Source organism: Streptomyces sp. NPDC001678, from assembly GCF_042892945.1.
Lineage (GTDB): Bacteria > Actinomycetota > Actinomycetes > Streptomycetales > Streptomycetaceae > Streptomyces.
Map to the genome: position 1 here is coordinate 343,891 of NZ_JBIAUP010000004.1, position 23,803 is coordinate 367,693.

General features: G+C 69.5%; 20 protein-coding genes and 1 pseudogene. 6 read left to right on the forward strand and 15 right to left on the reverse strand.

Annotated elements, in window-relative coordinates:
• Window positions 1–126: 126 nt before the first annotated feature.
• The 3 genes from pta to pyk all read left to right on the forward strand — a co-directional run bounded on the left by pta (window position 127) and on the right by pyk (window position 4,995).
• A complete protein-coding gene (pta, locus tag ACFYZR_RS10910) occupies window positions 127–2,223 on the forward strand; it encodes a phosphate acetyltransferase (RefSeq protein WP_391908090.1) in 2,097 nt (698 codons plus the stop codon).
• A gap of 49 nt (window positions 2,224–2,272) precedes the next feature.
• Entirely contained in the window at window positions 2,273–3,484 is a 1,212-nt protein-coding gene (locus tag ACFYZR_RS10915) for an acetate kinase (protein ID WP_391908093.1), read from the forward strand.
• Between the two features lie 83 nt (window positions 3,485–3,567).
• Complete coding sequence (pyk, locus tag ACFYZR_RS10920; RefSeq protein WP_391908095.1) at window positions 3,568–4,995, forward strand: pyruvate kinase; 1,428 nt, start codon at window positions 3,568–3,570, stop codon at window positions 4,993–4,995.
• 89 nt (window positions 4,996–5,084) lie between these two features.
• Here the strand turns inward: pyk and ACFYZR_RS10925 are convergent, their stop codons facing one another.
• Both ACFYZR_RS10925 and ACFYZR_RS10930 read right to left on the reverse strand, forming a co-directional pair.
• Window positions 5,085–6,401, reverse strand: coding sequence for a hypothetical protein (locus ACFYZR_RS10925; RefSeq protein WP_391908098.1), 1,317 nt, complete (start codon window positions 6,399–6,401; stop codon window positions 5,085–5,087).
• Window positions 6,402–6,423: 22 nt separating this feature from the next.
• Window positions 6,424–6,837 (reverse strand): annotated as a pseudogene (locus ACFYZR_RS10930) (DUF6114 domain-containing protein); the annotation flags it as partial.
• A gap of 54 nt (window positions 6,838–6,891) precedes the next feature.
• Here ACFYZR_RS10930 and ACFYZR_RS10935 point away from each other — a divergent pair.
• Window positions 6,892–7,068, forward strand: coding sequence for a hypothetical protein (locus ACFYZR_RS10935; protein WP_391908101.1), 177 nt, complete (start codon window positions 6,892–6,894; stop codon window positions 7,066–7,068).
• Window positions 7,069–7,108: 40 nt separating this feature from the next.
• On the opposite strand, the gene ACFYZR_RS10940 is transcribed toward ACFYZR_RS10935, so the two are convergent.
• On the reverse strand, window positions 7,109–7,756 hold the full coding sequence (locus ACFYZR_RS10940) for a DUF6230 family protein (RefSeq protein ID WP_391908104.1): 648 nt from the start codon (window positions 7,754–7,756) through the stop codon (window positions 7,109–7,111).
• 583 nt (window positions 7,757–8,339) lie between these two features.
• Entirely contained in the window at window positions 8,340–9,302 is a 963-nt protein-coding gene (locus ACFYZR_RS10945; RefSeq protein ID WP_391908106.1) for a tetratricopeptide repeat protein, read from the reverse strand.
• 194 nt (window positions 9,303–9,496) lie between these two features.
• On the opposite strand from ACFYZR_RS10945, the gene ACFYZR_RS10950 reads away from it, so the two are divergent.
• Complete coding sequence (locus tag ACFYZR_RS10950; protein WP_391908111.1) at window positions 9,497–10,135, forward strand: TetR/AcrR family transcriptional regulator; 639 nt, start codon at window positions 9,497–9,499, stop codon at window positions 10,133–10,135.
• Window positions 10,136–10,271: 136 nt separating this feature from the next.
• On the opposite strand, the gene ACFYZR_RS10955 is transcribed toward ACFYZR_RS10950, so the two are convergent.
• The 3 genes from ACFYZR_RS10955 to ACFYZR_RS10965 all read right to left on the reverse strand — a co-directional run bounded on the left by ACFYZR_RS10955 (window position 10,272) and on the right by ACFYZR_RS10965 (window position 16,371).
• Window positions 10,272–10,931 carry a hypothetical protein gene (locus tag ACFYZR_RS10955; protein ID WP_391908114.1) on the reverse strand — a complete coding sequence of 220 codons (660 nt, stop codon included), beginning with the start codon at window positions 10,929–10,931 and terminating at the stop codon, window positions 10,272–10,274.
• Between the two features lie 8 nt (window positions 10,932–10,939).
• Window positions 10,940–15,310 (reverse strand): polymorphic toxin-type HINT domain-containing protein, encoded by a 4,371-nt coding sequence (locus tag ACFYZR_RS10960; RefSeq protein WP_391908117.1) that lies wholly within the window; start codon window positions 15,308–15,310, stop codon window positions 10,940–10,942.
• A gap of 185 nt (window positions 15,311–15,495) precedes the next feature.
• Entirely contained in the window at window positions 15,496–16,371 is an 876-nt protein-coding gene (locus tag ACFYZR_RS10965) for an FG-GAP repeat domain-containing protein (protein ID WP_391908120.1), read from the reverse strand.
• A 642-nt stretch (window positions 16,372–17,013) separates the two neighbouring features.
• Here ACFYZR_RS10965 and ACFYZR_RS10970 point away from each other — a divergent pair.
• On the forward strand, window positions 17,014–17,364 hold the full coding sequence (locus ACFYZR_RS10970) for a DUF6415 family natural product biosynthesis protein (protein ID WP_391908123.1): 351 nt from the start codon (window positions 17,014–17,016) through the stop codon (window positions 17,362–17,364).
• 530 nt (window positions 17,365–17,894) lie between these two features.
• Here the strand turns inward: ACFYZR_RS10970 and ACFYZR_RS10975 are convergent.
• From ACFYZR_RS10975 to ACFYZR_RS11010, 8 genes are all read right to left on the reverse strand, one after another.
• Window positions 17,895–19,595 (reverse strand): methylmalonyl-CoA mutase, encoded by a 1,701-nt coding sequence (locus tag ACFYZR_RS10975; protein WP_391908126.1) that lies wholly within the window; start codon window positions 19,593–19,595, stop codon window positions 17,895–17,897.
• Between the two features lie 149 nt (window positions 19,596–19,744).
• The gene (locus ACFYZR_RS10980) at window positions 19,745–20,083 is read right to left on the reverse strand and encodes a DUF3817 domain-containing protein (RefSeq protein WP_126916123.1); all 339 of its coding nucleotides are present in this window, start codon (window positions 20,081–20,083) and stop codon (window positions 19,745–19,747) included.
• 48 nt (window positions 20,084–20,131) lie between these two features.
• Window positions 20,132–20,680: a MarR family winged helix-turn-helix transcriptional regulator gene (locus ACFYZR_RS10985; protein ID WP_391908129.1), complete on the reverse strand. Its 549-nt coding sequence runs from the start codon at window positions 20,678–20,680 to the stop codon at window positions 20,132–20,134.
• A 94-nt stretch (window positions 20,681–20,774) separates the two neighbouring features.
• Window positions 20,775–21,137, reverse strand: a complete 363-nt coding sequence (locus tag ACFYZR_RS10990) for a hypothetical protein (protein ID WP_391908132.1) — start codon at window positions 21,135–21,137, stop codon at window positions 20,775–20,777.
• A gap of 25 nt (window positions 21,138–21,162) precedes the next feature.
• The gene (locus ACFYZR_RS10995; RefSeq protein ID WP_391908135.1) at window positions 21,163–22,377 is read right to left on the reverse strand and encodes an MFS transporter; all 1,215 of its coding nucleotides are present in this window, start codon (window positions 22,375–22,377) and stop codon (window positions 21,163–21,165) included.
• Window positions 22,378–22,445: 68 nt separating this feature from the next.
• A complete protein-coding gene (locus ACFYZR_RS11000) occupies window positions 22,446–23,015 on the reverse strand; it encodes a Uma2 family endonuclease (protein ID WP_391908137.1) in 570 nt (189 codons plus the stop codon).
• A 95-nt stretch (window positions 23,016–23,110) separates the two neighbouring features.
• A complete protein-coding gene (locus ACFYZR_RS11005) occupies window positions 23,111–23,404 on the reverse strand; it encodes an MTH1187 family thiamine-binding protein (RefSeq protein ID WP_229348214.1) in 294 nt (97 codons plus the stop codon).
• Entirely contained in the window at window positions 23,401–23,745 is a 345-nt protein-coding gene (locus tag ACFYZR_RS11010; protein WP_311611957.1) for a DUF3817 domain-containing protein, read from the reverse strand. The genes ACFYZR_RS11005 and ACFYZR_RS11010 overlap by 4 nt, the downstream gene beginning before the upstream one ends.
• Window positions 23,746–23,803 lie beyond the last annotated feature (58 nt).

Consider the following 23,803-nt stretch of genomic DNA (forward strand, 5'->3'; position numbering starts at 1 on the left):
CCGCCGTCACCCTCCTGACGGGCGCTTTATCCACGAGCGCAGGTATTGTCAAGAGGTCAAGCCCACCCTAACGGGTTTATTTTCAGTCGAGAACTAGCCGAGAACTAGCCGAGTAGGAGAGCACGCGTGACGCGCAGCGTGTACGTGACCGGGACCGACCGGGGCGACGGGCGCCAGGTCATCGAGCTGGGAGTCATGGAGCTCCTCACCCGCCATGTCGAGAAGGTGGGTGTCTTCCGCCCGCTCTTCCACGGCGACGGCCCCGACCGCCTCGTCGACCTGCTGCGGTCGCGCTACCGGATGGCACAGTCCCCCGAGAGCGTGGTCGGCATGACCTACAACGAGGCGGCCGCCCTCCAGGCCGAGCGGGGCACGGACGAGCTGGTCTCCCAGCTCGTCGAGCGCTTCCACGCGGTCGCCCGCGACCACGAGTACGTGCTCGTCCTCGGCACCGACTTCGTGGGCACCACCCTCCCCGACGAGCTGGCCCTCAACGCCCGGCTGGCCAACGAGTTCGCCGCGTCCGTGATCACGGTCGTCGGCGGCCAGGAGCAGTCGGCCGAGTCGGTGCGCTCCGAGGCCCGCAACGCCGTCCGCGCCTACCAGTCGCTGGGCTGCGACGTCGTCGCCCTGGTCGTCAACCGGGTGGCCCCGGCCGACCGCGAGGCCGTCGCCCAGCGACTGTCCGCGAGCCTGCCGGTGCCCTGCTACGCCCTCCCCGAGGACAGCGCGCTGTCCGCGCCGACCGTGCGCCAGATCGTCCAGCAGCTGGACGCCGAGGTGCTGCTCGGCGACGACTCCGGGCTCGCCCGCGACGCCAAGGACTTCGTCTTCGGCGGCGCCATGCTGCCGGTCTTCCTGCCCGCCCTGACCGAGGGCTGCCTGGTGGTCACCCCCGGCGACCGCGTGGACCTGATCGTCGGCGCGCTGGCCGCGCACAGCGCGGGCGCCCCGGCCATCGCCGGTGTGCTGCTGACCCTGGACGAGCGCCCGGGCCCGGACATCCTGGCGCTGGCCGGCCGGCTGGCCCCGGGCACTCCGGTGGTCTCCGTGCCGGGCGGGTCCTTCCCGACCGCCGCCGAGCTCTTCGCCGTCGAGGGCAAGCTGGAGGCGTCCTCGCCGCGCAAGGCGGAGACCGCCCTCGGCCTCTTCGAGCGCCACGTGGACACCGCCGAGCTGACGAACCGTATCTCCGTGGCCCGCTCCGAGCGCGTCACGCCGATGATGTTCGAGCACGAGCTGATCGAGCGCTCCCGCTCCGCCCGCCGCCGGGTCGTCCTCCCCGAGGGCACCGAGGAGCGCGTGCTGCGCGCCGCCGACGTGCTGCTGCGCCGGGACGTCTGCGACATCGTCCTGCTGGGCGAGGAGGACGCGATCCGCAAGCGCGCCGCCGAGCTGAGCATCGACCTGGCCGACGCCCAGCTGATCGACCCGGCGACCTCGCCGCTGCGCGAGCGCTTCGCCGAGCTCTACGCCAAGGTCCGCGCCCACAAGGGCATGACCGTCGAGCTGGCCCACGACGTCGTCGCCGACGTCTCCTACTTCGGCACCCTGATGGTCCAGGAGGGCCTGGCCGACGGCATGGTCTCCGGCGCGGTGCACTCCACCGCCGCCACCATCCGCCCCGCCTTCGAGATCATCAAGACGGCGCCGGGCGCCCAGATCGTCTCCTCGGTCTTCTTCATGTGCCTGGCCGACCGGGTCCTGGTCTACGGCGACTGCGCGGTCAACCCCGACCCGAACGCCGAGCAGCTCGCGGACATCGCCATCCAGTCCGCCGAGACCGCCGCGCAGTTCGGCGTCGAGCCGCGCGTGGCGATGCTGTCGTACTCCACCGGCACCTCCGGCTCCGGCGCGGACGTCGACAAGGTCCGCAAGGCCACCGAGCTGGTCCGCGAGCGCCGCCCCGACCTCCTGGTCGAGGGCCCGATCCAGTACGACGCCGCCGTCGACGCCCGCGTCGCCGCGACCAAGCTGCCCGGCTCCGAGGTCGCGGGCAAGGCCACGGTGCTGGTCTTCCCCGACCTGAACACCGGCAACAACACCTACAAGGCCGTCCAGCGCTCGGCCGGCGCGGTCGCGGTGGGCCCGGTCCTCCAGGGCCTGCGCAAGCCCGTCAACGACCTGTCGCGCGGCGCGCTGGTCCAGGACATCGTCAACACCGTGGCGATCACCGCCATCCAGGCCCAGGGCGAGCAGCGCGGCGAGCGCGTCGAGCCCTGATCCGCCCCGCGCCCGTACCCCCCTCGGAACCCCCACACGGAAAGCCCAGATGACTTCCAACGCCACCCGAGTCCTCGTCCTCAACTCCGGTTCGTCCTCGCTCAAGTACCAGCTGCTCGACATGGCCGACGGTGCCCGGCTGGCCGTCGGTCTGGTCGAGCGCATCGGCGAGGAGACCTCGCGGCTGGCGCACACCCCGCTGGCCTCCGGTGGCGCCAAGCGCGAGCGCACCGGCCCGATCGCCGACCACGACGCCGCGCTCCAGGCCGTCGCGGCGGAGCTGGCCGCCGACGGGCTGGGCCTGGACTCCCCGGAGCTGGCCGCGATCGGCCACCGCGTCGTCCACGGCGGCAGCGAGTTCACCGAGCCGACCCTGATCACCGACGAGGTCGTCGCGGAGATCGAGCGCCTGATCCCGGTGGCACCCCTGCACAACCCGGCCAACATCACCGGCATCCGCACGGCGCAGCACCTGCGCCCCGACCTGCCGCAGGTCGCGGTCTTCGACACCGCCTTCCACACCACGATGCCGGAGTCGGCCGCGCGCTACGCGATCGACACCGAGACGGCCGACGCGCACATGATCCGCCGCTACGGCTTCCACGGCACCTCCCACGCCTACGTCTCCCGCGAGACCGCCAAGCTGCTGGGCAAGGCCCCTGAGGAGGTCAACGTCATCGTCCTCCACCTGGGCAACGGCGCCTCGGCCTCCGCGGTCAAGGGCGGCCGCTGCGTCGACACCTCCATGGGCCTCACCCCGCTGGAGGGCCTGGTCATGGGCACCCGCTCCGGCGACCTGGACCCGGCGGTGCTGCTGCACCTGTCCCGCAACGCGGGGATGTCCGTCGACGAGATCGACTCGCTCCTCAACAAGAAGAGCGGTCTGATCGGACTGTGCGGCGACAACGACATGCGCGAGATCCGCCGGCGCATCGACGAGGGCGACGAGCGGGCGGCGCTCGCCTTCGACATCTACGTCCACCGGCTGAAGAAGTACATCGGCGCCTACTACGCGGTCCTGGGCAAGGTCGACGCCGTGGCCTTCACCGCCGGCGTGGGCGAGAACGCGGCCCCGGTGCGCGAGGCCGCCGTGGCGGGCCTGGAGGAGCTGGGCCTGGTCGTGGACGCCGGGCTCAACGAAATCCGTTCGGGCGAGCCGCGGCTGATCTCCCCCGAGTACGCGCGGGTGGCGGTGGCCGTGGTCCCGACGGACGAGGAGCTGGAGATCGCCACGCAGGCGTACGCGCTGGTCAGCTCTTGATCGGCGGATCGTCATGATCCGTTCCTTGGTCTTTCCCACAGCTCGAATATTCCGCTCCGAAACAAACCGATAGGATCTGCCCCATGCGCCGTTCCAAAATCGTCTGCACCCTGGGCCCTGCCGTCGACTCCTTCGACCAGCTGAAGTCGCTGATCGAGGCCGGTATGAACGTGGCCCGTTTCAACATGAGCCACGGGTCCCACTCGGAGCACGAGGAGCGGTACAACCGCCTCCGCAAGGCCTCGGAGGAGACCGGCCGCGCCGTGGGCGTCCTGGCCGACCTCCAGGGCCCCAAGATCCGCCTGGAGACCTTCGCGGACGGCCCCGTGGAGCTGGTGCGCGGTGACGAGTTCGTCATCACCACCGAGGACGTCCCGGGCGACCGGACGATCTGCGGCACGACCTACAAGGGCCTGCCCGGCGACGTCGTCAAGGGCGACCAGGTCCTGATCAACGACGGCAACGTCGAGCTGCGGGTCACCGAGGTCGACGGCCCGCGCGTGAAGACGATCGTCATCGAGGGCGGCGTCATCTCCGACCACAAGGGCATCAACCTGCCCGGCGCGGCGGTGAACGTCCCGGCGCTGTCCGAGAAGGACATCGAGGACCTGAAGTTCGCGCTCGCCATGGGCTGCGACATGGTGGCGCTGTCCTTCGTCCGCGACGCCAAGGACGTCCAGGACGTCCACCGCGTCATGGACCAGGTCGGCCGCCGGGTGCCGGTCATCGCCAAGGTCGAGAAGCCGCAGGCCGTCGAGAACATGCACGAGGTCGTCATGGCCTTCGACGGTGTGATGGTGGCCCGTGGCGACCTGGCGGTGGAGTACCCGCTGGAGCGCGTCCCGCTGGTGCAGAAGCGCCTGATCGAGATGTGCCGCCGCAACGCCAAGCCGGTGATCGTCGCGACCCAGATGATGGAGTCGATGATCACCAACTCCCGTCCCACGCGCGCCGAGGCGTCCGACGTCGCCAACGCCATCCTGGACGGCGCGGACGCGGTCATGCTCTCCGCCGAGTCCTCGGTCGGCGCGTACCCGATCGAGACCGTCAAGACGATGTCCCGCATCGTCGAGGCGGCCGAGCAGGAGCTGCTCTCCAAGGGCCTCCAGCCGCTGGTCCCGGGCAAGAAGCCGCGCACGCAGGGTGGTTCCGTCGCCCGCGCCGCGTGCGAGATCGCGGACTTCCTGGGCGGCAAGGCGCTGGTCGCCTTCACCAAGTCCGGTGACACCGCCCGCCGCCTGTCCCGCTACCGCACGGCGCAGCCGATCCTGGCCTTCACCACGGACGCCGCGACCCGCAACCAGCTCACGCTGAGCTGGGGCGTCGAGACCTTCGTGGTCCCGCACGTGGACAACACGGACGCGATGGTCGACCTGGTCGACGCCGAGCTGCTCAAGCTCAAGCGCTACACCGAGGGCGACATCATGATCATCACGGCGGGCTCCCCGCCCGGCATCCCCGGCACCACCAACATGGTGCGGGTGCACCACCTGGGCGGCGAGAACCGCTAGGTTCCGGCGCGCCGACAGGCGTACGACGGCGGCCGTCGCTCCCGGTTTCCCGGGGCGGCGGCCGCCGTCGTCGTACCGGCCCGCCCGGCCTACGGATACGTGCCGTCGGTCACGTACTGGTGGAGGTTCGGGATGTGCAGCGTCCCCCCGAACTGCCCTGCCTGCCGGATCTTCACATGGGTGAAGAAGATCGGGATCGGCAGCTTCAGCCCTGGGATCAGCGGCGGCAGGCTGGTCGGCGACTGGGTCGACGGAATGATCCCGAGGAGATTCCCCTTCAACTCCTCCGTGTACATGGTGACCTTGCCGCCCTTGAGCGTCGAGGTCGTTCCCATCCCCGCCACGTGGTACTGCTTCCCCTGGCTGTTGACGATCTGGTGGAGATCCCTGATCTCCAGGGCGTCCGCGGTGAACTTGAGCACGGGCTTCTGCTGACCGTTCGCCGTCGTGATGCGCTTGACGCCCTCGTAGGTGAGACCGGTCAGGGTCAGCTTGCTCGCCTCCAGATACCAGGGGTTGCTGGGGAAGGCGCGGTGCTCGTTCTCGTCGACGACCGTGCCCTTGGGGCAGGGGCCGGGCTGCTTGCCGCCGGTCTCGCCAGTGGGCGAGGGAGTGGGCGAGGGCGATTCCGAAGCGGAAGCGGAAGGCGAAGTGGTCACGGACGCGGAAGGAGTCGCGGACGGCTTCGGCTCGGCCGTCGGCCCCGACGCGGCCTTGTCCGAACTCGGCGGCCCCGGCGGCTTCGGCTGCTTCGGCGGCGTCCGCCGCTCCGACGGCGAGGGTGAGGGCGAGGGCGACGTCGACGGGCCGGTCCCGGCGGTCGGCCCGGCCGGCTGCGTCCCGCTCTTCCCGCCGGTCAGGATGTCGGTGAGCTTCTTGCCGAGACCCAGCGGATCCAGCGGGTCGACCGTCCCGGAGGGCGGGGTGACCGGTGCCGGATCGCGGTCCGGTACGGGCGGGGTCTTCGCGGGCCGCGGGCCGGACGACGGGGTGGGGGGCTCCTGGCCCCGGTCCGCCGGTGCCGACGACTTCTCCTCGGCGCCGGGCGTGGTCTTCGGCCGGGGCGTGCCCCCGGCCCCGGGGCGCTCGTTCGCGGCCGGGTCCGTACCGGGACTCGCGGCCGGCGGCGCCGGCGAGGGCGTCCCGCTCCGCGCCGCGTCCGGCTCCGGAACCGTGTCCGGCGCGATCACGCACCCCGCGTCCCCGAAGGGGTTCAGCGGCTGTGCGGGCTTGGCCTGCGCCAGTGTCGGCGTGAGGCCCATGCCCATCAGTACGGCGCCCGGCATCGCCGCGAGGGCGACCGCCTTGCCGGCCGGCATGTTCAGCCGGGCCAGCAGCGGCTTTCTCGGCGCGGCATGGCGCGGGCCGCTCCCGCCGCCGCGGCCGCCCGTGTGGTCAGTCGGCACGGTGCCTCCCCGCGGGCTCGTCGGCCGGCGCGGGCTGCGGCTGCCCCGGTGCCCAGGACACTCCCAAGCCACCGCCGATCAGCGCCAGCAGGAATCCCACCAGGAAGGCGCCGAAATTGGAGACGACGAGGGAGACCAGCGCGAGGAGGATCGCCGCGACACCGGCGAAGACCCTCGACTGCGGCTGGTACCACATGGTCAGGCCCAGCACGATCAGCAGCACGCCGATGATCAGCGATCCGGCGCCGGCCGTCGTGGCCATCCGGAACTGGAGATCGCCCAGCGAGACCGTCTGGTACGGGATGTACATGACCGGGACACCGGCCAGGATGCACAACAGCCCGCCCCAGAAGGGGCGTCGGCCCCGCCAGTCCCAGAACGAACGGCGGATGCGGCCGAGCGTGTCGATCAGCCGTGGTCGCGTATCGGCGCTCATGGTGTACAGCTCCTCGGGACTGGCGAATCGGTGGTGCGTGGCGCTCAGTGACGCGTGGCGCGCACGGGCGCGGTCGTGCTCACGGGCGCGGTCGTGGTCGCGGGCGCGGTCATGGTCGCGGGCGCGGTCATGGTCGCGGGCGCGGTCATGGTCGCGGGCGCGGTCATGGTCGCGGGCGCGGTCATGGTCGCGGGCGCGGTCGTGGTCGCGGTCGCGGAAGGCGGCCGGTGACGGGCGTGGGGCCGGGCGGCCCGGTCCCACGCCCGTCCCGTCAGTCGAGCTCCGAGTCCTTGAAGCACTCGTCCTTGCCGAAGCCGACCTTCATCTTCAGGCCCTTGAGGGTGAAGGTGCCCGCGGTGGTCGCCCACGCCCGCTGCTTGGCGTCGGTGAAGGTGACCCGCCTGGCCTGCTGGGCGAACGAGCCCGGCACATACTTGTCGCCGGCGTGCGGGCCGGGGCCCTTGCCGGCACCCTTGCCCTTGAGGGTGTCGTCCACCGAGACGCCGATGTCGATGTCCTCGAACACCGCGTCGGCCTTGAGGGCTTCCGCGTCGATGTAGAGCTGCTTGGCGTCGACGGCTTCCTTGTCGCCCGCCTTGAGCACCATCGACACGTCCCCGATGCCCGGGACGGGCACGACGACGGACTGGCAGAGGTTGTTGATCGTCGCGTGGTTCACGCCGACGACCGCCACCGGGTGGGCACCCTTCGAGTTCTGGTCGAGGGCGCCGTACTGGACGAAGTCCTCGCCCACCATCTTCCCGGCCTGGACCTTGAACTGCTGGCCCGAAACACTGAACGACGCCGCGAGGGCGCCCTGCGCGACGGCCACACCGACCGCGGCCGACGCCGCGACACCGGGCACCATCACGACGGCGAACCTGCGCCATCTGGTCCCGCCACGAGTCCGGTCCTTCACGACTGTCCTCCTTCTCGGACGTACATCCCCGGTACGGGCCGGCTGCCCGTGCGGGGATGGGAGAAGAGCTACGTCCTCGGGAAGAAGAGCGCCGTCGCATCCGCTGGCGCCTGCCGCGCCCGTCACACACCGGCGATCACCCCCGAGCGACAACCACTGGCCACGCCTTCGCGCAACCTCCGGAACAGGCCCCGCCGTTGACGCACGGGGACCCCCCTGTCCCAGGACCGGCGGACGGTGCCGCCGGCCCGCCCGGCGGGGACCCGCGACCCGCGCACGACCGATGGCCGGGCGGGGAGCGGACCGGGCTGGCCCGATCGTGGTCCATCGGGGGCCGGGGCACAAGAGGTTGATTACTTGCGAGTAACGAGCGGATAACCAACGAGCGGCCGGTATGTATCGCCACCGGACCGCCCGGCGCCGGAACGTGATCGCGGCCGAGGGGGCACAACAGAAAAACCCGGGCGAAAGCCCGGGTTTTCCTTACCGCGCGTAACAGGGACCACGTTTACCAAGTTTTGGTAAAGCGCGGTCGCCCGTTCCGCATGTGACGCGGGAGGGACGAGTGCCCGTCGAGCGTCTGTCAGAACAGGGCGCGCGACAGCGCGGTACGCGCCGCCGTCACCCGGGGATCGTCAGGGCCGATCACCTCGAAGAGCTCCAGCAGCCGCATCCGCGCGGCGTCGCGGTCCTCCCCGGCCGTCCGCTTCACGGTGTCGATCAACCGCCCGAAGGCGTCCTGGACATGGCCGCCGACGAGATCGAGGTCGGCCGCCGCGATCTGCGCGGCCGCGTCGCCCGGCGCGTCGGCGGCGGCCTTGCGCACCGCCTGCGGGTCCACGCCCTGGACACGCTGGAGGAGCCGCGCCTGGGCGAGGCCCAGCTTGGCCTCGGCGTTGGCCGGGTCGTCGGTCAGCACGTTCTCGTAGGCACGGACGGCACCGCCCAGGTCACCCGCGTCCAGCGCGTCGTGCGCGGCGGACAGGGCGGCGTCATGCGGGCCGGCGGGCACCTTCGGGGCGGCCGCCTCTTCGCCCTCACCCGGCGCGACGGGCGCGCCCACGATGCCGAAGCGCTGCTCCGCCACCGCGATCAGCTGGTCCAGCACCTGACGGATCTGGGCCTCGGGCGCCGCGCCCTGGAACAGCGGCAGGGCCTGGCCGGCCACCACGGCGAAGACGGCCGGAATGGACTGGACGCCGAACTGCTGGAAGAGCAGCTGGTTGGCCTCGACGTCCACCTTGGCGAGGACGAAGCGCCCCGCGTACTCGTCGGCCAGCCGCTCCAGCAGCGGGCCCAGCTGCTTGCACGGCTCGCACCAGTCGGCCCAGAAGTCGATGACGACGGGCACCTCGGCGGACCGCTGGAGGACCTCCGTCTCGAAGCCGGCCTCGTCGACGTCGAAGACGAGGCGGCCCGCGGCCGGGGCCACGCCGTGGCGCGCCGCCTCCGCGCGCGCCTGCTCCGCCTTCTGCCTGGCTTCTCCGGCCGCCTTCACCGCGGCGAGGTCGACCACTCCACTCATGGACATGTTCCGTGGCTGCATGGCCCTATCCTCCCCCCTCGGCACGGCGAACCGGAAAACCGGCGGACGGCGGCTGACTGTTCCGCGCCGGGTCCCCACCCGGCGCCAGTGGCTGTCGCTCTTACGCTACGACCCGTAGCGTAACCGCAACGCCCCCTCCCCAACCCTGTGATCTGCCTCATACCCCGGCGCCTACTCGGCGGTAAGGTCCCTCCATGAGCTCCGCCGCCCCTCCCCCGGCCCGCCGCACGGGCCGCCCACGCAGCGCCGAGGCCGATCGCGCCATCCTCGACGCGACCCGCGCGGCCCTGGTCGAGCTGGGCTGGGGCAAGCTGACGCTCGGCGACGTCGCGACCCGCGCCGGGGTCGCCAAGACCACCCTCTACCGCCGCTGGGCGGGCAAGAACGAACTGGTCGTGGACGCGGTGGCCGCCCTCTTCGACGAGCACCTGGAGCTCCCCGACCGCGGCAGCCTCCGGGCGGACATCGAGGGCGTCGTCCTGCAGTTCGCCTCGCTCCTGGAACGCCCGGAGACCAGGACGGCCCTGATGGCGGTGGTGGCCGAATCCACCCGCGACGACGCGCTGCGGAGGCGCATCCGCTCCGCGATCGTCGACCGCCAGAAGTCCCTCGTCCTCCTCGGCCGAGCCCGCGCCCAGGCCCGAGGAGAGCTCCCCCACGAACCCGACCCCGCCTCGGCGGCCCGCAACGCCGACCTCATCTTCGACGTCATCGCGGGCGCGGTCGTCCACCGCACCCTGGTGAGCGCGGAGCCGGTGGACGACGAATGGGCGCGGGGGTTTGCGGCGATCCTGATCGGCGGCCTGATGGCGGCTGCGACCGGCCCAGCCTGAACGAAGCGCCGCCCCATCCAAACAGCAACGTCGGTCTTCACGACCACAACCACGTCATGAAGACCGACGTCACACCAGAGCCCGAATTAACCCACTGCACCCCGTAATGGGTGCAAGCCGTGGCTAGAAGCTACGGTCAGCCCCGGGGCAGGTCCCTCAGCCAGTCAGTGTCGGAAACGTGAAATTCACCGTACCCAAAACGCTCACCGAGGGCTTCGTACCTGGAGTACTGAGCTTCACTGATCGGCACCCGGTACACGATCAGGGTCCGGAGGAAGAGCCGGAACCCAAGATCCGGGTCGACCTGAGTGACGACCTGCTCGAGCGCCGGCACCACTCCCTCGATCTCGTAGCCCTTCCGGCTTGCGACCTTGGCCGTCAGCTCTGGCGCTACCAGCCTGAGTTCATCCAGGACAGCACTGGCTGCCGTATCCGGGGCGGGCTCCGGAGCGGCCACCGTGTATGCCGGATCAACCTGTCGCAGCCGTTCAACGGAGACGTCGATGATCTGGCGCAGCCAGTCCCGGGTATCGATCCCAAAGTACGGCAGGTTGTAGCCGCGACCTGACGCCGCCAGCCAGATTGTGGTGAGCGCTTCGGTGGAAAGAGGCGACTCCAGCAGCCGCAGCGTATCCTCCAGGATCGCCTCGGCTGCGGCACCCGGAGGATCGTCAAGATGGCCCTCGGCTGCGTCCCCGACGGTTTCGAGCGCAGTCCGTTCGTGCCGCCAGGGGCCATAGAAGAACTTGGTCAGACTGCTGAACCCAAAGTCCCAGTCGGATCGAAACCGTGTCATGTTCCCTCTCAGTTCGGATACGCCGTGTAGACGAGGAATCCGCCCCGGCCCTTATGCGGCCACTTCTTGAGGAGAACCGTCACCCCATTTCCGGCCGTCGTCACGCTACCGTCCGGATGGTATGTCTTGCCCAGTGAGGGGTAGGCATCCCATGAGCCTTCAATGGGGAAATAGTCATTCGTCCCAGCCGTTTTCCGCCAGTTCAGGAACTTGTTCCACCGAGCCGTGTCCAGGGCGCGGCCCCGGCCCGGCTTGTAGGGGTAGAAGTAGTCCGAGACGACCCGGTCCACCGCTTGCTGGGCGATCTCCGCGCTGCTCCAGACGCCGTTGGGCTTGCCGGTGCCGCCAGCGATCCGGGCTGCCTCGGTGGGCGTCACATTGACGTGCTTGGACAGCGTGTGAGCGCCGCTCGACGGCATCGCCGTCTCGTCGGACAGGTTCAGACAGTTGTGTACCAGCACGTCCTGCGGGCGGGCACCCTCGGTGCTCACATAGAAGGTGTGGAACTGATCTACCGTGAGGTCGAACACCAACTCCGGCGCGAGACCCGAACGGTCGCGCAGATCGCTCACGGCGTGCAGGGCTCCGTCAGGGCCGCGCAGCCGATCCCCGGTGCGGAGCTCCGAGACGAGTGTCCAGCCGTGCTCAACGGTGTAGACCCGGTGCCCCGCGGTGCTGGTCAAGCTGGAACCACCGGTGAACGAGATGTCCACCAGCCGCTCGGTGTCGTGCTTGAAGGCAGCGGTCACCGGCTCGGCCCTCCGCTCACCGGTCTCCGGGTCGGTCGCGAGGACCACGTCGCCCACCCGGAGCGACCTGATCGGGCGGTGCGAGCCGTCAGCCATGAGCACCCGCGTACTCCCAGGGAAGCTGTTCCTGGTGCAGGTTGTGAGGACGTCCTCGGCCATATTGGCCTCGCGCTCGACTGTAGCTATCACCTCGGCGTCGAGGCCGAGGGCCTTCAGCGCCTTGTAGGCGTCGCCGACGCCCACACCAGTACGCAGTGAGGCGTCCAGGGCGCGGAACAGATCTACGGCTTCGACGATCTTGGCCGGCGGCACGAACCAGCTCGCCGCCCAGGCGCATCCACTGACGCTGCCCCTGGAGCATTCGACGAAGTCATGCGTGAGACCGTCCCACAGACCTATCAGGAACGCCTTGTCCACAATCTTGGTGACGTCCCAGTTGCTGAAGTGTTTGGTGACATACGTGGTCCGTTCACTGGTGTCACGACCGAGCCAGAGGATGCTCGCAGCCGGACAGGTGGCTGCCGTGACGTTCTCCGAGGCATTCGCGTCGTTGCACAGGTAGAAGTCGACGGTCAGCTTGAAGCGCAGCCGGAATTTGACGTCGCATCCGCTGTTGCCCATACCGAGCACGCAGTCGTTCTCGGGCTTCGGGTCCTCCAGGGGCACAACCTCCTGCTTGGTGAACATGTGCGCAATACCGGTAGCACCGCCGGTGTCGACAGCCCTGCGTGCCTCTTGATCTTCCGCACGGGTGGCGGCCTCCTGCGCCTCCTTGGCGTCTTGCTGGGCGCGGGCAGCGGCCTTCTCCGCTGTCGTGGCATCCCTCTCGGCCTGGTCGGCCACGCCGCGCGCGGCGGACGCGTCGCCTTCGGCGGCCGACGCTGCGCTGCGGGCCGAGGATGCATTCTGCTCGGCTTGATCCGCCGAACTGCGTGCATCGGACGCGTAGCCGCCCGCTTCCGTGGACGCGGAGAGTGCCACTGCCGCATCTTCGGTCGCCCGACGGTCGTACTCGACCGTGTTGGCCTCAGCTCTCTTCGCTGCCTTCGCCGCTGCCACCGCCTCGTCGGCCGATGTCTGGGCCCTGGCGAGCGAGGTGGCGGCCTGGGATGCGGAGTCAGCCGCCTGGGCCGCCGAGGTAGCGGCCGCCTTGGCGTCGGCATCTGCCCGTGCGGCGAGCGTGGCGGCCTCGGCCGCCGCCTTCGCTGCCTGCTCGGCCTTGGCCCTGGCGACGGACTGCTGCTGCTCGGCTGCGGTCTTCGCGGCCTGACCGGTCAGTACGGCGAGCCCCGCCGAAGAATCGATCTCCTTGTACGGGGCCCCCAACTCAATGGCGTCGTTGGCTGGTTTGACCACCTGGGCCGCCGAATCACGCGCGGCGAGCGACGCCTGGGCCGTTGCATAGGCGAATCCGGCAGCTTGAATCGACGTGGCCGCAGCCGCGTTGGCCTCGGTCCGGGCAATGCCCGCGTCGGCCTTGGCCTCATTGGCCTTGGCCTGAGCAGTATCCGCCAGAGCCTTGGCCGTGCGGACGTTCTGCGCGGCCGCCTCAGACGCGACGATCGCGTCGGCAGCGGCGGCATGGGCCTTCTGAACGGCCGCGTTGGTAATCACGACGTCTCGCTGGGCTGCATCCGAAGCCGCCTTGGAACGTGCCGCCGCAGCCCCGGCCTTCGTAGCCGCCTCACGGGCATTCGCGGCAGCGGTCGTGGCCTCGTCTGCTGCGGCACGCGCGTTGGTGGCTGCGGTGGTGGCCTCATTCGCAGCAGTACGCGCTCGGGTCGCCGCTGCGCGCGATGCCCCCGCCGCATCACTGCTGTCGTCGGCTTCGGCCTTGGCTTCGAGGGCATCAGCCTTCGCCGACAGGACGTCTCGGTTGCTCTCGGCCTGCAATGCCTTGTCACGCGCCGAGGCCGCCTTGCCCTCGGCCGCCACCGCCGCATCCTTTTTCTCAAGTGCAGTCTTACGAGCCGCCTGCGTCTCGCTCAGCTTGCTGGCAGCGACAGCCCGTTGACTCTGAGCCTCCTTGTCAGCGGTCGCGGCCTTGGCCTGCTCGGCCGCTGCGATTTCCCTCTGTTCCTTGGCTTTATCACGCTCGGTCTCCGCAGTTACCCGCTTGCTCGCGGCGTCTTCAGCCGCAGTCTTGGCAGTCTTCTCAGCAGCCTCAGCCCTGACCTGAGCCGCCTTGGCCTTGGATGCATTCTGCGCTGCCTCGACGGCCTGTGCTGCTGCACCTTCTGCAGCTGCCTTGGCCTGAGCAGCGGCCTCCTGCGCCGCAATGCGTCGGAACGCCGCCTTTGCAGCGTGCGCCTGCGTCATTGCCAGAGCGTCGAGGGTCTTACTGTCCGCAGCCGACGCACGGGTAGCATTGGACGCCGTCTCCGTTGCCTTCGCAGCGGCTTGGGCGGCAGCAGCCGAAGCCTTGGCGATCTGCGCCGCCTGCTGGCCATACATCAGGCCGCGCCCGCGCGGCACCTTCGCTCTGTCCGCGATGGCATATGCGTCCTGCTGCGCCACAGTGACTTTGTCCGCTTGTGCTTGGGCGTGGAGTGCCGCTCGGGAGGCCACGTAGAGCCGGCCGGTGGCGCGTGCTTGAGCCTGAGCCATACGCCCCTTGACCAGATCCATATCGGCTTGCGAGACATGCCAAGGCTGGTCGGGATCGGGGTGAACCCAGTACGCCATCCAGTGGCTCAGACGGCTAGCGATCATGGACTGCCCCAGCGCTTCTCCCAGCGCCTGTGACGCCACTATCAGATCAGCGTTTGCCTCTGCTTCGGCTCGGAGGATGATGCCCCTCTGAGCCTTCTGGCTGCTAAGTTCAGCCTGCCATTCGAGGGAAGCCGTGGTGAGCTCGGTGCCGAGTACGTTGTGGGGGTCCGGCGGGTTGTGACTGACGCAGGAAGCAAAGCGCGCCTTCAGGTTCTCGACATCGATGCGAAATTCCATCGAGGACGGATCCGGTGCGCTGGTAGGGAACCCACCGTTCTGTAGGAAGATCCGCGCGTCGTCGGCGTACATGGGATGCGTGAGCCGCATCTCCCATTCCCACGCCTTCCAGTCTGCCTGGTCCTCGATACGATCCTTGGAGTACCGGGTAGTCGCTATTTTTGTGACCGCGTCAACGGACTCCTTGTTCGCCGGTTGAGGGAGCGGGTCATAGAAATCACTCTGCGAGGTCCAGAAGCGACCATAAATCCAGTCACGAAATCCTGTCTGTGCGAATATGTTTTCTTCTTTATCGCCAGGAGAGCCAGGGGGCCAACTCTTGTATCCTGGGGTCCAACCACCCTGCGGTACTTCCAAAATTTCTTGCCAGACAGGGTTGCGGCCAGACAGCTCTCCCACCTTGGCAGCCGACCAGTCTCTATCCTTCTCGAACGCCCCGGAGAGAGGAGTCGTCTGCCAGTACTGAGGGTTGGCGGCCGTATGCAGCTCCGCCTCACTACCAGCCAGTCCAGCACGAGCGACAGCCTTCATGTTGGCGCCGCCTTTGCGCAAGACATAGTCGAGACGACACTGGTCTTCCCGAACTTGTGCCGCATTGCTGAGGTCGTAGCCACCAGACGACTCATCAGCAGCAGCTACTGGCCGGGCGCGGTTCAACGGCTGGAGCTCGCTGCCGGCCACGCTGACCGCCATAGTGGTCGCCACAGCGGTTGCGGTAATGAGCCGTGGCCATCTGCCAGTCAGTCTGCGTCTTACGGGTGGTGCTTTCGTGCGCATGCTGAATTACCCGTTCTGCTGAGTGCACACCCGCCCCCGCAAGGCAGAGACCTGGGCGTGAAGATGACATCGAAGGCGAAGAACTGGGGTCAGAAGAGAGCGTTGAAGGCTCCCCAGCCGCCGTTACCTATCTGCACGCGCGGCGCGAAGGGAGCCTTCGGGTCACCGGTACCCTTGAACAACCAGAGCAGACCGGCCTTGTCGGTCCCGATCAGGTCGGGCTTACCATCACCGTCGTTGTCTCCGGTGGATACCAGAATCCTGTAATCTCCCCACCCCGAGCTGACCGTGATTCGTGTACTCAGCGCGGCTTCGGCCGCAGCATCGCCTGTGCCCGGATAGATGTAGAGCGTGCCGCTGGCGTCACGGGCGATCAAGTCACCCTTGCCGTCGCCCGTGAAGTCGCCACGTCCGCCGATGCAGTCGAACCTGTTCCAGCCGCTGTTCCCAATCTTGACTCGTGTGGTCAACGTGCCATCCGATCTGGTCTCGTAGACCCACAAGGCACCCGCAGCATCACGGCCAACGAGCTCGGGCCGGACAGTACTACCACGCTTCACAATGGCCAGCAGATTGTAGGTGTCCCAGCCGCCACCAATGAGCTTGGTATCGTTTCCGCGTTCAGCTGTGTAGTAGAGGAAATCTCCCATTCGGTGGTACAGGTCGTTACCCGACCCGTTCTCCGAGACGTTGGCCTGCACTATGGCGGAGGCATCGCCGAAGCCGCCGCCCAGATTCACCGCAGCTTTGACTCCGCCATCGCCCTTGGGCTCGTAGTCGTACAGGTTCCCGTCGGCCTTCCTGCCGAACAGGGGAAACATTGGGGACTCACTTGCTGCGGCCCGTGCTTTGCCAGAGTCAGCCGTCGTGACTGTCGTCCTCATGCCCCAGGGGAATGGCACGGCCCCTGCCGTCATCACAGTCAAGGTGACCGCCGCAGCCAATCCCACGGCGATCGCCGCCACTCGGCGAGCCGAGCGGCTGAAAAGTCTTCGCATGGTGGTCCTCACCGATGAACCAGCGCGAGCTCGCTCGCGGGCGCGCCAAGCCCCCGGCTCGGTTCCCCCCACAGATGCCCGCGCGCCGCGTCCTCGACCACGGCATGCGGCACTCTATGTATAGGAGTGATCAGTTGTGAAGAACCTGTAAGTAAAGTTGGCTGGACTCATCGCACGCGGCTGGGTCCAACTGGCATGACAGAACCGCGATCTGACCGCCCTCCTGCCGGGCAGCCGCCTCTGCCAACAGGGACACGTAGACGATGAAGTCCATCCATACAGTCTTAGGTACGGCTAGGCAAGGACCACGTTTACGCCTTGAATTTCGGATGTGGACGGTTCGGAGGCTGGTGGCGACTTCCACGAGTTACCGCCCGCAGTACCGCTGTAGCTCGACTTGAACCATAAGAGGTCAGCAATCAACGTGCCGAGCCCTCGGGCTGATCTTCGACTTCATCGCCGGCGCGGTGGTCCACCGCACCCTGGTGCACGCGAAGCCGGTGGGCCCGGAGCGGACGCGCGGGTTTGCGGGGCTACTGGTGGGCGGGTTGGAGCGATGGCGGAGCCGGGGGCTCAGGCACCGGGTCATGGGCCTGCCCCATATAGGGGGTGTGTGCTGCGACCGGTCGCGCCCCATCCCGCGCGAGGGCTGGGGCGGACTGCGGCGCGTCTAGCGGGCAGCCGACATGTTGCCGTGCCGCCAGTCGTCCACGCGCTTCCGGGTGCTGGGAACCAGACGTACTGGGCGAACGTCTCATCGCCTACATCCGCGTCACGGCCGCCGCCGTCGAGGCGGCCGTGAGCGGCCGTCCGGTCGGTGACCCGATCCGTAAAGACGCCCTGGCGGTCGTAATGGACGCCCGCGCCCAGCTCGGGCTGCAGGCCGGGGACGGCTACATGTCAGCGATCGTCCGCACCGGAAGCCTCGGACGAAGAGCCGAAGCGCTGCTGGAACAGTAGAAGTTGCTACAACCAGCCGGGATGGGGGCAATCGTCTCCGTGCCGCACACCTCCGGCCCCGGCTTCATCGTCCCTCCCGCCGACGGAAACCTGCACGACATGCCACGAGCTGGTTGAGGAACGGCATGACTTGGAGGTGCGGAACGACTGGCGGGCCGTACGCGAGGCAAGCGCCCGCCTCGAAGAACACCGTCGCGCCAACCACACGCCCCGGTAGCCGTCCTCGCTGAATGAGGCGGCGTGCTGGTCGTCTGGTGGGATCCCGGGGACTTCCCACAGTCCGTCGCGCTCGATGTGGTCCTGGACGGCGACGGTCCCACTGGGCGGAGCGGCACCCTGACCAGGAGCATTGATGTGTCGCGCGTCCGGGCGGTGTACTGGCGTCGTCCGAGCCCTACACCGCCCGGCGCAGTCTTTTTGTCCGACTCTGCTCAGTCCGGACGGTTTGGATTGTAAGGTCTGCCAGAAGTCACGGCCCGGTGACGTGATCACGACGGTGTAGAGGGGGCATTCGAGGGGTAGCTGACGATTCAGAAACCCGCCGGTTCCGTGTACGTCCCCCACTCGTTCCGCAGCGCGTCGCAGATCTCCCCCAGCGTGGCCTCGGCGCGTACGGCCTCCAGCATGGGGGCGATCATGCCGGAGCCGTCGCGCGCGGCGGTCAGCATCGCCTCCAGGGAGGCGCGGACGCGGGCGTCGTCGCGGTGCGCCCTGCGGTCGGCCAGGACGCGCACCTGTTCGCGCTCCACCTCGTGGCTCACCCGGAGGATCTCCAGGTCGCCGGTGACCGAGCCGTGGTGGCAGTTGACGCCCACGACGCGCTTGGCGCCCTTCTCCAGGGCCTGCTGGTAGCGGAAGGCGCTCTCGGCGATCTCGCCGGTGAACCAGCCGTCCTCGATGCCACGCAGGATGCCGGAGGTCATGGGGCCGATGGGGTGCCGGCCGTCGGGGTGGGAGAGCAGGCCGCGTTCCTCGATCCGCTCGAAGATCTCCTCGGCGTCGGCCTCGATGCGGTCGGTGAGCTGCTCGACGTACCACGAACCGCCCAGCGGGTCGGCCACGTTGGCGACGCCCGTCTCCTCCATCAGCACCTGCTGGGTACGCAGGGCGATCTCGGCGGCCTGCTCGCTGGGGAGGGCCAGGGTCTCGTCCAGGGCGTTGGTGTGGAGGGAGTTGGTGCCGCCGAGCACGGCGGCGAGGGCCTCGACGGCCGTCCGTACGACGTTGTTGTACGGCTGCTGGGCGGTGAGGGAGACACCGGCGGTCTGGGTGTGGAAGCGCAGCCACTGGGCCTTCTCGGTGCGCGCCCCGTAGACCTCCTTCAGCCGGCGGGCCCAGATCCTGCGCGCCGCGCGGAACTTGGCGATCTCCTCGAAGAAATCGACGTGGGCGTCGAAGAAGAAGGACAGGCCGGGGGCGAAGGCGTCGACGTCGAGGCCGCGGGCGATCCCCAGCTCGACGTAGCCGAAGCCGTCGGCGAGGGTGTAGGCGAGCTCCTGCGCGGCCGTGGCCCCGGCCTCGCGGATGTGGTAGCCGGAGACGGACAGCGGCTTGTAGGCGGGGATGGCGCGGGCGCAGTGCTCCATCAGGTCGCCGATCAGGCGCAGATGGGGCTCGGGCGGGAAGAGCCACTCCTTCTGGGCGATGTACTCCTTGAAGATGTCCGTCTGGAGCGTGCCGTTGAGGACGCCCGGGTCGACGCCCTGGCGTTCGGCGGCGACGAGGTACATGCAGAAGACGGGGACGGCGGGGCCGCTGATGGTCATCGACGTGGTGACGTCGCCCAGGGGGATGTCCTTGAAGAGGATCTCCATGTCGGCGGCGGAGTCGATCGCGACGCCGCAGTGGCCGACCTCGCCGAGGGAGCGGCCGTCGTCGGAGTCGCGGCCCATGAGGGTGGGCATGTCGAAGGCCACGCTCAGCCCGCCGCCGCCGTTGGCGAGGATCTTCTTGTAGCGCTCGTTGGTCTGCTCGGCGTTGCCGAAGCCGGCGAACTGGCGGATGGTCCAGGTGCGGCCGCGGTAGCCGGAGGCGTACAGGCCGCGGGTGAAGGGGTACTCGCCGGGCCAGCCGATCCGCTCGAAGCCCTCGTAGACGTCGCCGGGGCGGGGGCCGTAGACGGGGGCGACCGCGGCGCCGGAGAGGGTAGTGAAGTCGGCGTCGCGCTTGCGGGCCGCGTCGAACCGGGCCTGCCAGCGGCGGCGCCCCTCCTCGATGGCGTGTGCGTCCATGGTGGCCTCCGCCGCCTTTCCGAGCGCCGTTGCGCGAAAATTTAGTAGGACGTCCTAGTAAATTCTGGCGCAAGAACGCCCCGGACACAAGGGACGTGTCCGGGGCGCGCCGAGGTGCCGAGAGGTGGGGCGGGGCGGGGCCGGGGGCGTCAGGCCCGTACGGGGCCGGCCGCCTCGTCCGTGACGAGCGGCTCCAGCTCGCGGGAGACCTTGCGCTCGACCACGAACGCGGCGCCCGGGATGGTGCCGGCGATCAGCACCCACGCCAGCTTGCCGAACGGCCAGCGGGCCTTGGAACCCATGTCGAAGGCGAAGACCAGGTAGAGGACGTACAGCCAGCCGTGCGCGATGGCCACGACCCGGGTCGGGCCCGCGGCGCCGTCCATGTCCAGCAGGTACTTGGCGATGACGCCGATCGTCAGGAGGACCAGGAGGACACCGGTGACGTACGCCATCACGCGGTAGCGGGTCAGCACGCTCTTCTTCATGCAGGCGAGCGTAACGGCATCTTCCGGGGCGATCTTCGCCGCCCCGCCCTACGCGTTCTCGTCGGCGGCGGCGTCGCCGCCCTCCTCCGTCTCCTCGGTGAAGTCGTCCGCCGCCACGCGCAGCGGCCGCAGCACCCGGAAGATCTCCGCACACGCCTCGGCGTCGTACGCGCCCAGCCCGAACTCCATCGCCATCAGGTCGCGGGTGGCCGCGTCGACGACCTCCCGGCCCTTGTCGGTGATCGAGGCGAGCGTGCCCCGGCCGTCGTTGGGATTGGGGCGCTTGTCCACGAGACCGGCCGTGACCAGCCGGTCCACGGTGTTGGTGACCGAGGTCGGGTGGACCATCAGCCGCTCGCCGATCTTCGACATCGGCAGCTCGCCCGCCTTGGAGAAGGTCAGCAGCACCAGCGCCTCGTAGCGCGCGAAGGTCAGCCCGTACGGCTTGACGACCGCGTCGACCTGGCCCAGCAGGATCTGGTGGGCGCGCATGATCGAGGTGATCGCGGCCATGGACGGCACGGACCCCCAGCGCTGCTTCCAGAGCTCGTCGGCGCGGGCGATGGGATCGAAGGGGAGGCTGAGCGGCTTCGGCACGGCATCGAGCGTACCCGCCGGCCCCGCCCCGGCCGGGCCTGTTCCGGATTCCGGACATCCCCGAACCGAAGGGACACGGGGAACCGCGACCGCGCTACGCCGCTTCCGCGGCCTCGCGCACCAGCAGCACCGCCGCCTTCAGGCTCAGCCCGCGCTCGGCACGGCGCAGCGCCCGTACCGCGTGGACCTCCTGCTCCCGGGGGTCCACCCCGGCCGCCTCGAGGATGCCGCGCGCCCACTCGGCCCGGATCTCGCGCTCGGGGCGGGCGGCGTGGAGCGCGATCAGCCCGGCGGCCCGCTCCAGGCCCGGCCGCTCGGCGTCGCTCGCCGTCTCCAGGGCCTCGCGCACGGCGTCGGCCAGGGCCTGCGAGTCGCGCAGCACGACGACGCCGGGATCCAGGTCCCCGCCCTTGTCGCCGCCCTTTTCCCGGTCCTTGCCCTTGCCCCTGCCGAACATCTGCTCCCCCTACGGTTGCCGTTGATCAGCGAGATCGTACGACCTCGCGGACGACCGCCGTGACGGCCACCGTCCCGACGAACCCGGACCCGGCGACCACCATGCGCGCGGGCGCGAACTCGGCCGCCGCGCCCGCCAGGGCCATGCCGAGGCCCTGGACGGTCATCGTCCCGGCCGACAGCACCGTCATGGCGCGGCCGCGCAGCTCCTCGGGGACGGCGGCGATGAACCACTGGTCCGCGCCCAGCGTGTACGCCGTGCCGGCCCCGGCCACCGCGGCGAGCAGCAGCGACCAGCCGAGCGAGGGCCGCAGCGCGTACAGCGGGAACGGCAGGAGCAGCGCGGCCGCCAGCGGCAGCGCGATCCGCTCCCGCGCGGACGGCCGGAGCAGGGCCCCGGCGAGCACCTCGCCGGTGATGGCGCCGACCGGCATGGCGCACAGCAGCAGCCCGGTGGCCGTGGCCCCGGCGCCGAGGTCGTGCGCGTAGGGCGCGGCGAGGGACTCGGGGGTGACGAGGAAGAACGGGGGGACCCAGGAGAGCAGGATCAGGGCGCGTATCCGGCGGTGCGCGAACAGCTCGCGTATCCCGGCCAGGGAGGCCGTCATCAGCCCGCCGTCGCCGGTGGCGGAACGGGCGGGGCGCCGCCGGGTGCCGAGGCGCAGCAGCGCGGCCGAGGCGAGGAAGCCGACGGCCGTGGCGACGAGGGCGGTCCGGGGCGGGACGACCGTCAGCAGCACTCCGCCGGCCGCGAAGCCGACGAGCTGGGCGCCCTGCGAGACGACGCGCAGCAGTGAACGTCCCAGGACGAAGAGGTCGCCCTCGCCGAGGATGTCGCCGAGCGTCGCGGCCCGCGTCCCGGCGAAGACGGGCGCGACGGCGGCGTTGAAGCACCGCAGGGCGAGCAGCGCGGCCACCGGCGTGCCGGGCAGGGCCATGGCGACGGCACCGGCGGCGCACAGCAGATCGCAGGTGACGAGGACGCGCCGGGCGGGACGCCGGTCGGCGATCCCGGCCAGCAGGGTGCCGCCGAGGACGTACGGCAGGAACCCGAGCGCGAACGTGAGCGCGCTGAGCAGCGGCGAGCCGGTCATCCGGTACACGAGGACGGACAGCGCGATCTCGCCGACGACGATGCCGAGCAGGGACAGCGTGTGCGCGGCGAACACGGCGCGGAACTCGGCGACGGCGAAGACGGCGCGGTAGGGGGAGCGCGGGGGCGAGCTGGACGTCGTGGACATGCCCAACAGGGTGCTGGGCGCGCTGCGGCCCTTCCAGGGGGTTGACGCCATGTGCGGCGGCGTCGGCGTCACCTGTCGTAGCGCGCCAGGCCCTCAGTGGTGATCTTCACTCCGAGATCGGGCAGCTCGACGTCCTCGCCGTAGAGGCCATGCCTCCTCGCCTGGAACTCACCGTCCCGGGGCAGGGTGTACAGCGTCCAGCTGCCGTCGCGCGGATCAATGAGGAGGTAGACGGGAATCCCCGCGTCGGCGTACCAGCCGACCATGTCGCGCGTGTCCTTGGTGCTGTTGCCCTTGGACACGACCTCCACCACGAGCTCGACGTCACCCGGGTCCGCCAGCCAGTCGTCGGAGTCCGCGAAGCCCGTGTCGCACACCAGCAGGTCCGGGGTGGCGTAGTCGTCCGGATCACCGGGCATCGGGACTGAGGCCACCGGGAACGGGCTCAGCCGCTCAGGCAGCGCCGACCGCAACTGGTCGTAGAGATTATTGACGATTCCGGCGCACTTGCCCGTGCGCCTGGGCGACATCGTCAGGACGCCTCGGATGATCTCGGCCCGCAGGCCCGTGGCCGCCTCGGCGGCTTCAGCCGCTTTGCGCAGCGGGGTCATCTCATACTCGGGGTCGGCGAGGGCCACGTGGCGACTCTATCGAGGCCGCATCCGCCCGCCCGGAAAACGGAAACGCCCTCCCCCACACGGGAAAGGGCGCCCAATGAGCAGCGGACCGCCGGTCAGGACGACAGGTACCGCTCCACCGTCTCCACCTTCGACGTCAGTCCGTCCGTCACTCCCGGCCGGATGTCGGCCTTGAGGACGAGCGAGACGCGGCCGCAGCGGGCCTCGACCGCGGCGACGGCGCGCTTGACGACGTCCATGACCTCGTCCCACTCGCCCTCGACGGAGGTGAACATCGCGTCCGTACGGTTCGGCAGCCCGGACTCGCGGACGACGCGGACGGCGTCGGCGACGTATTCGCCGACGTCCTCGCCGACGCCGAGCGGCGTCACGGAGAAGGCGACGATCATGCGTTGATCACGCTTTCCTTGCGGGCGCGGGCGGCGATGACCGTGGCCTCGGCCTCGCGGCGCAGCATGCGGTCGGCGAAGAAGCCGCCGGTCGGCAGGACGGAGAGGACGAAGTAGAGGGCGGCGGTCTTCAGCTCCCACTTGGTGCGCGACCAGGCGTCGATCCAGAAGACGACGTAGATGATGAAGAGGATGCCGTGGACGGCGCCCATCACCGGCACCGCGTTGAAGTCGGTGGTCCGCTTGAGCACCGAGCAGAGCATCAGGAGGAGGAAGGAAACACCCTCCGGCACCGATACCAGGCGGAGCCGACGCAGGGCGGAGGCGGTCTTGAGGTCCACGGGGCACACCTTCGGTCGCTAGTGGCGGGACGGTCACAGCTTGTGATGGCGTTCACAA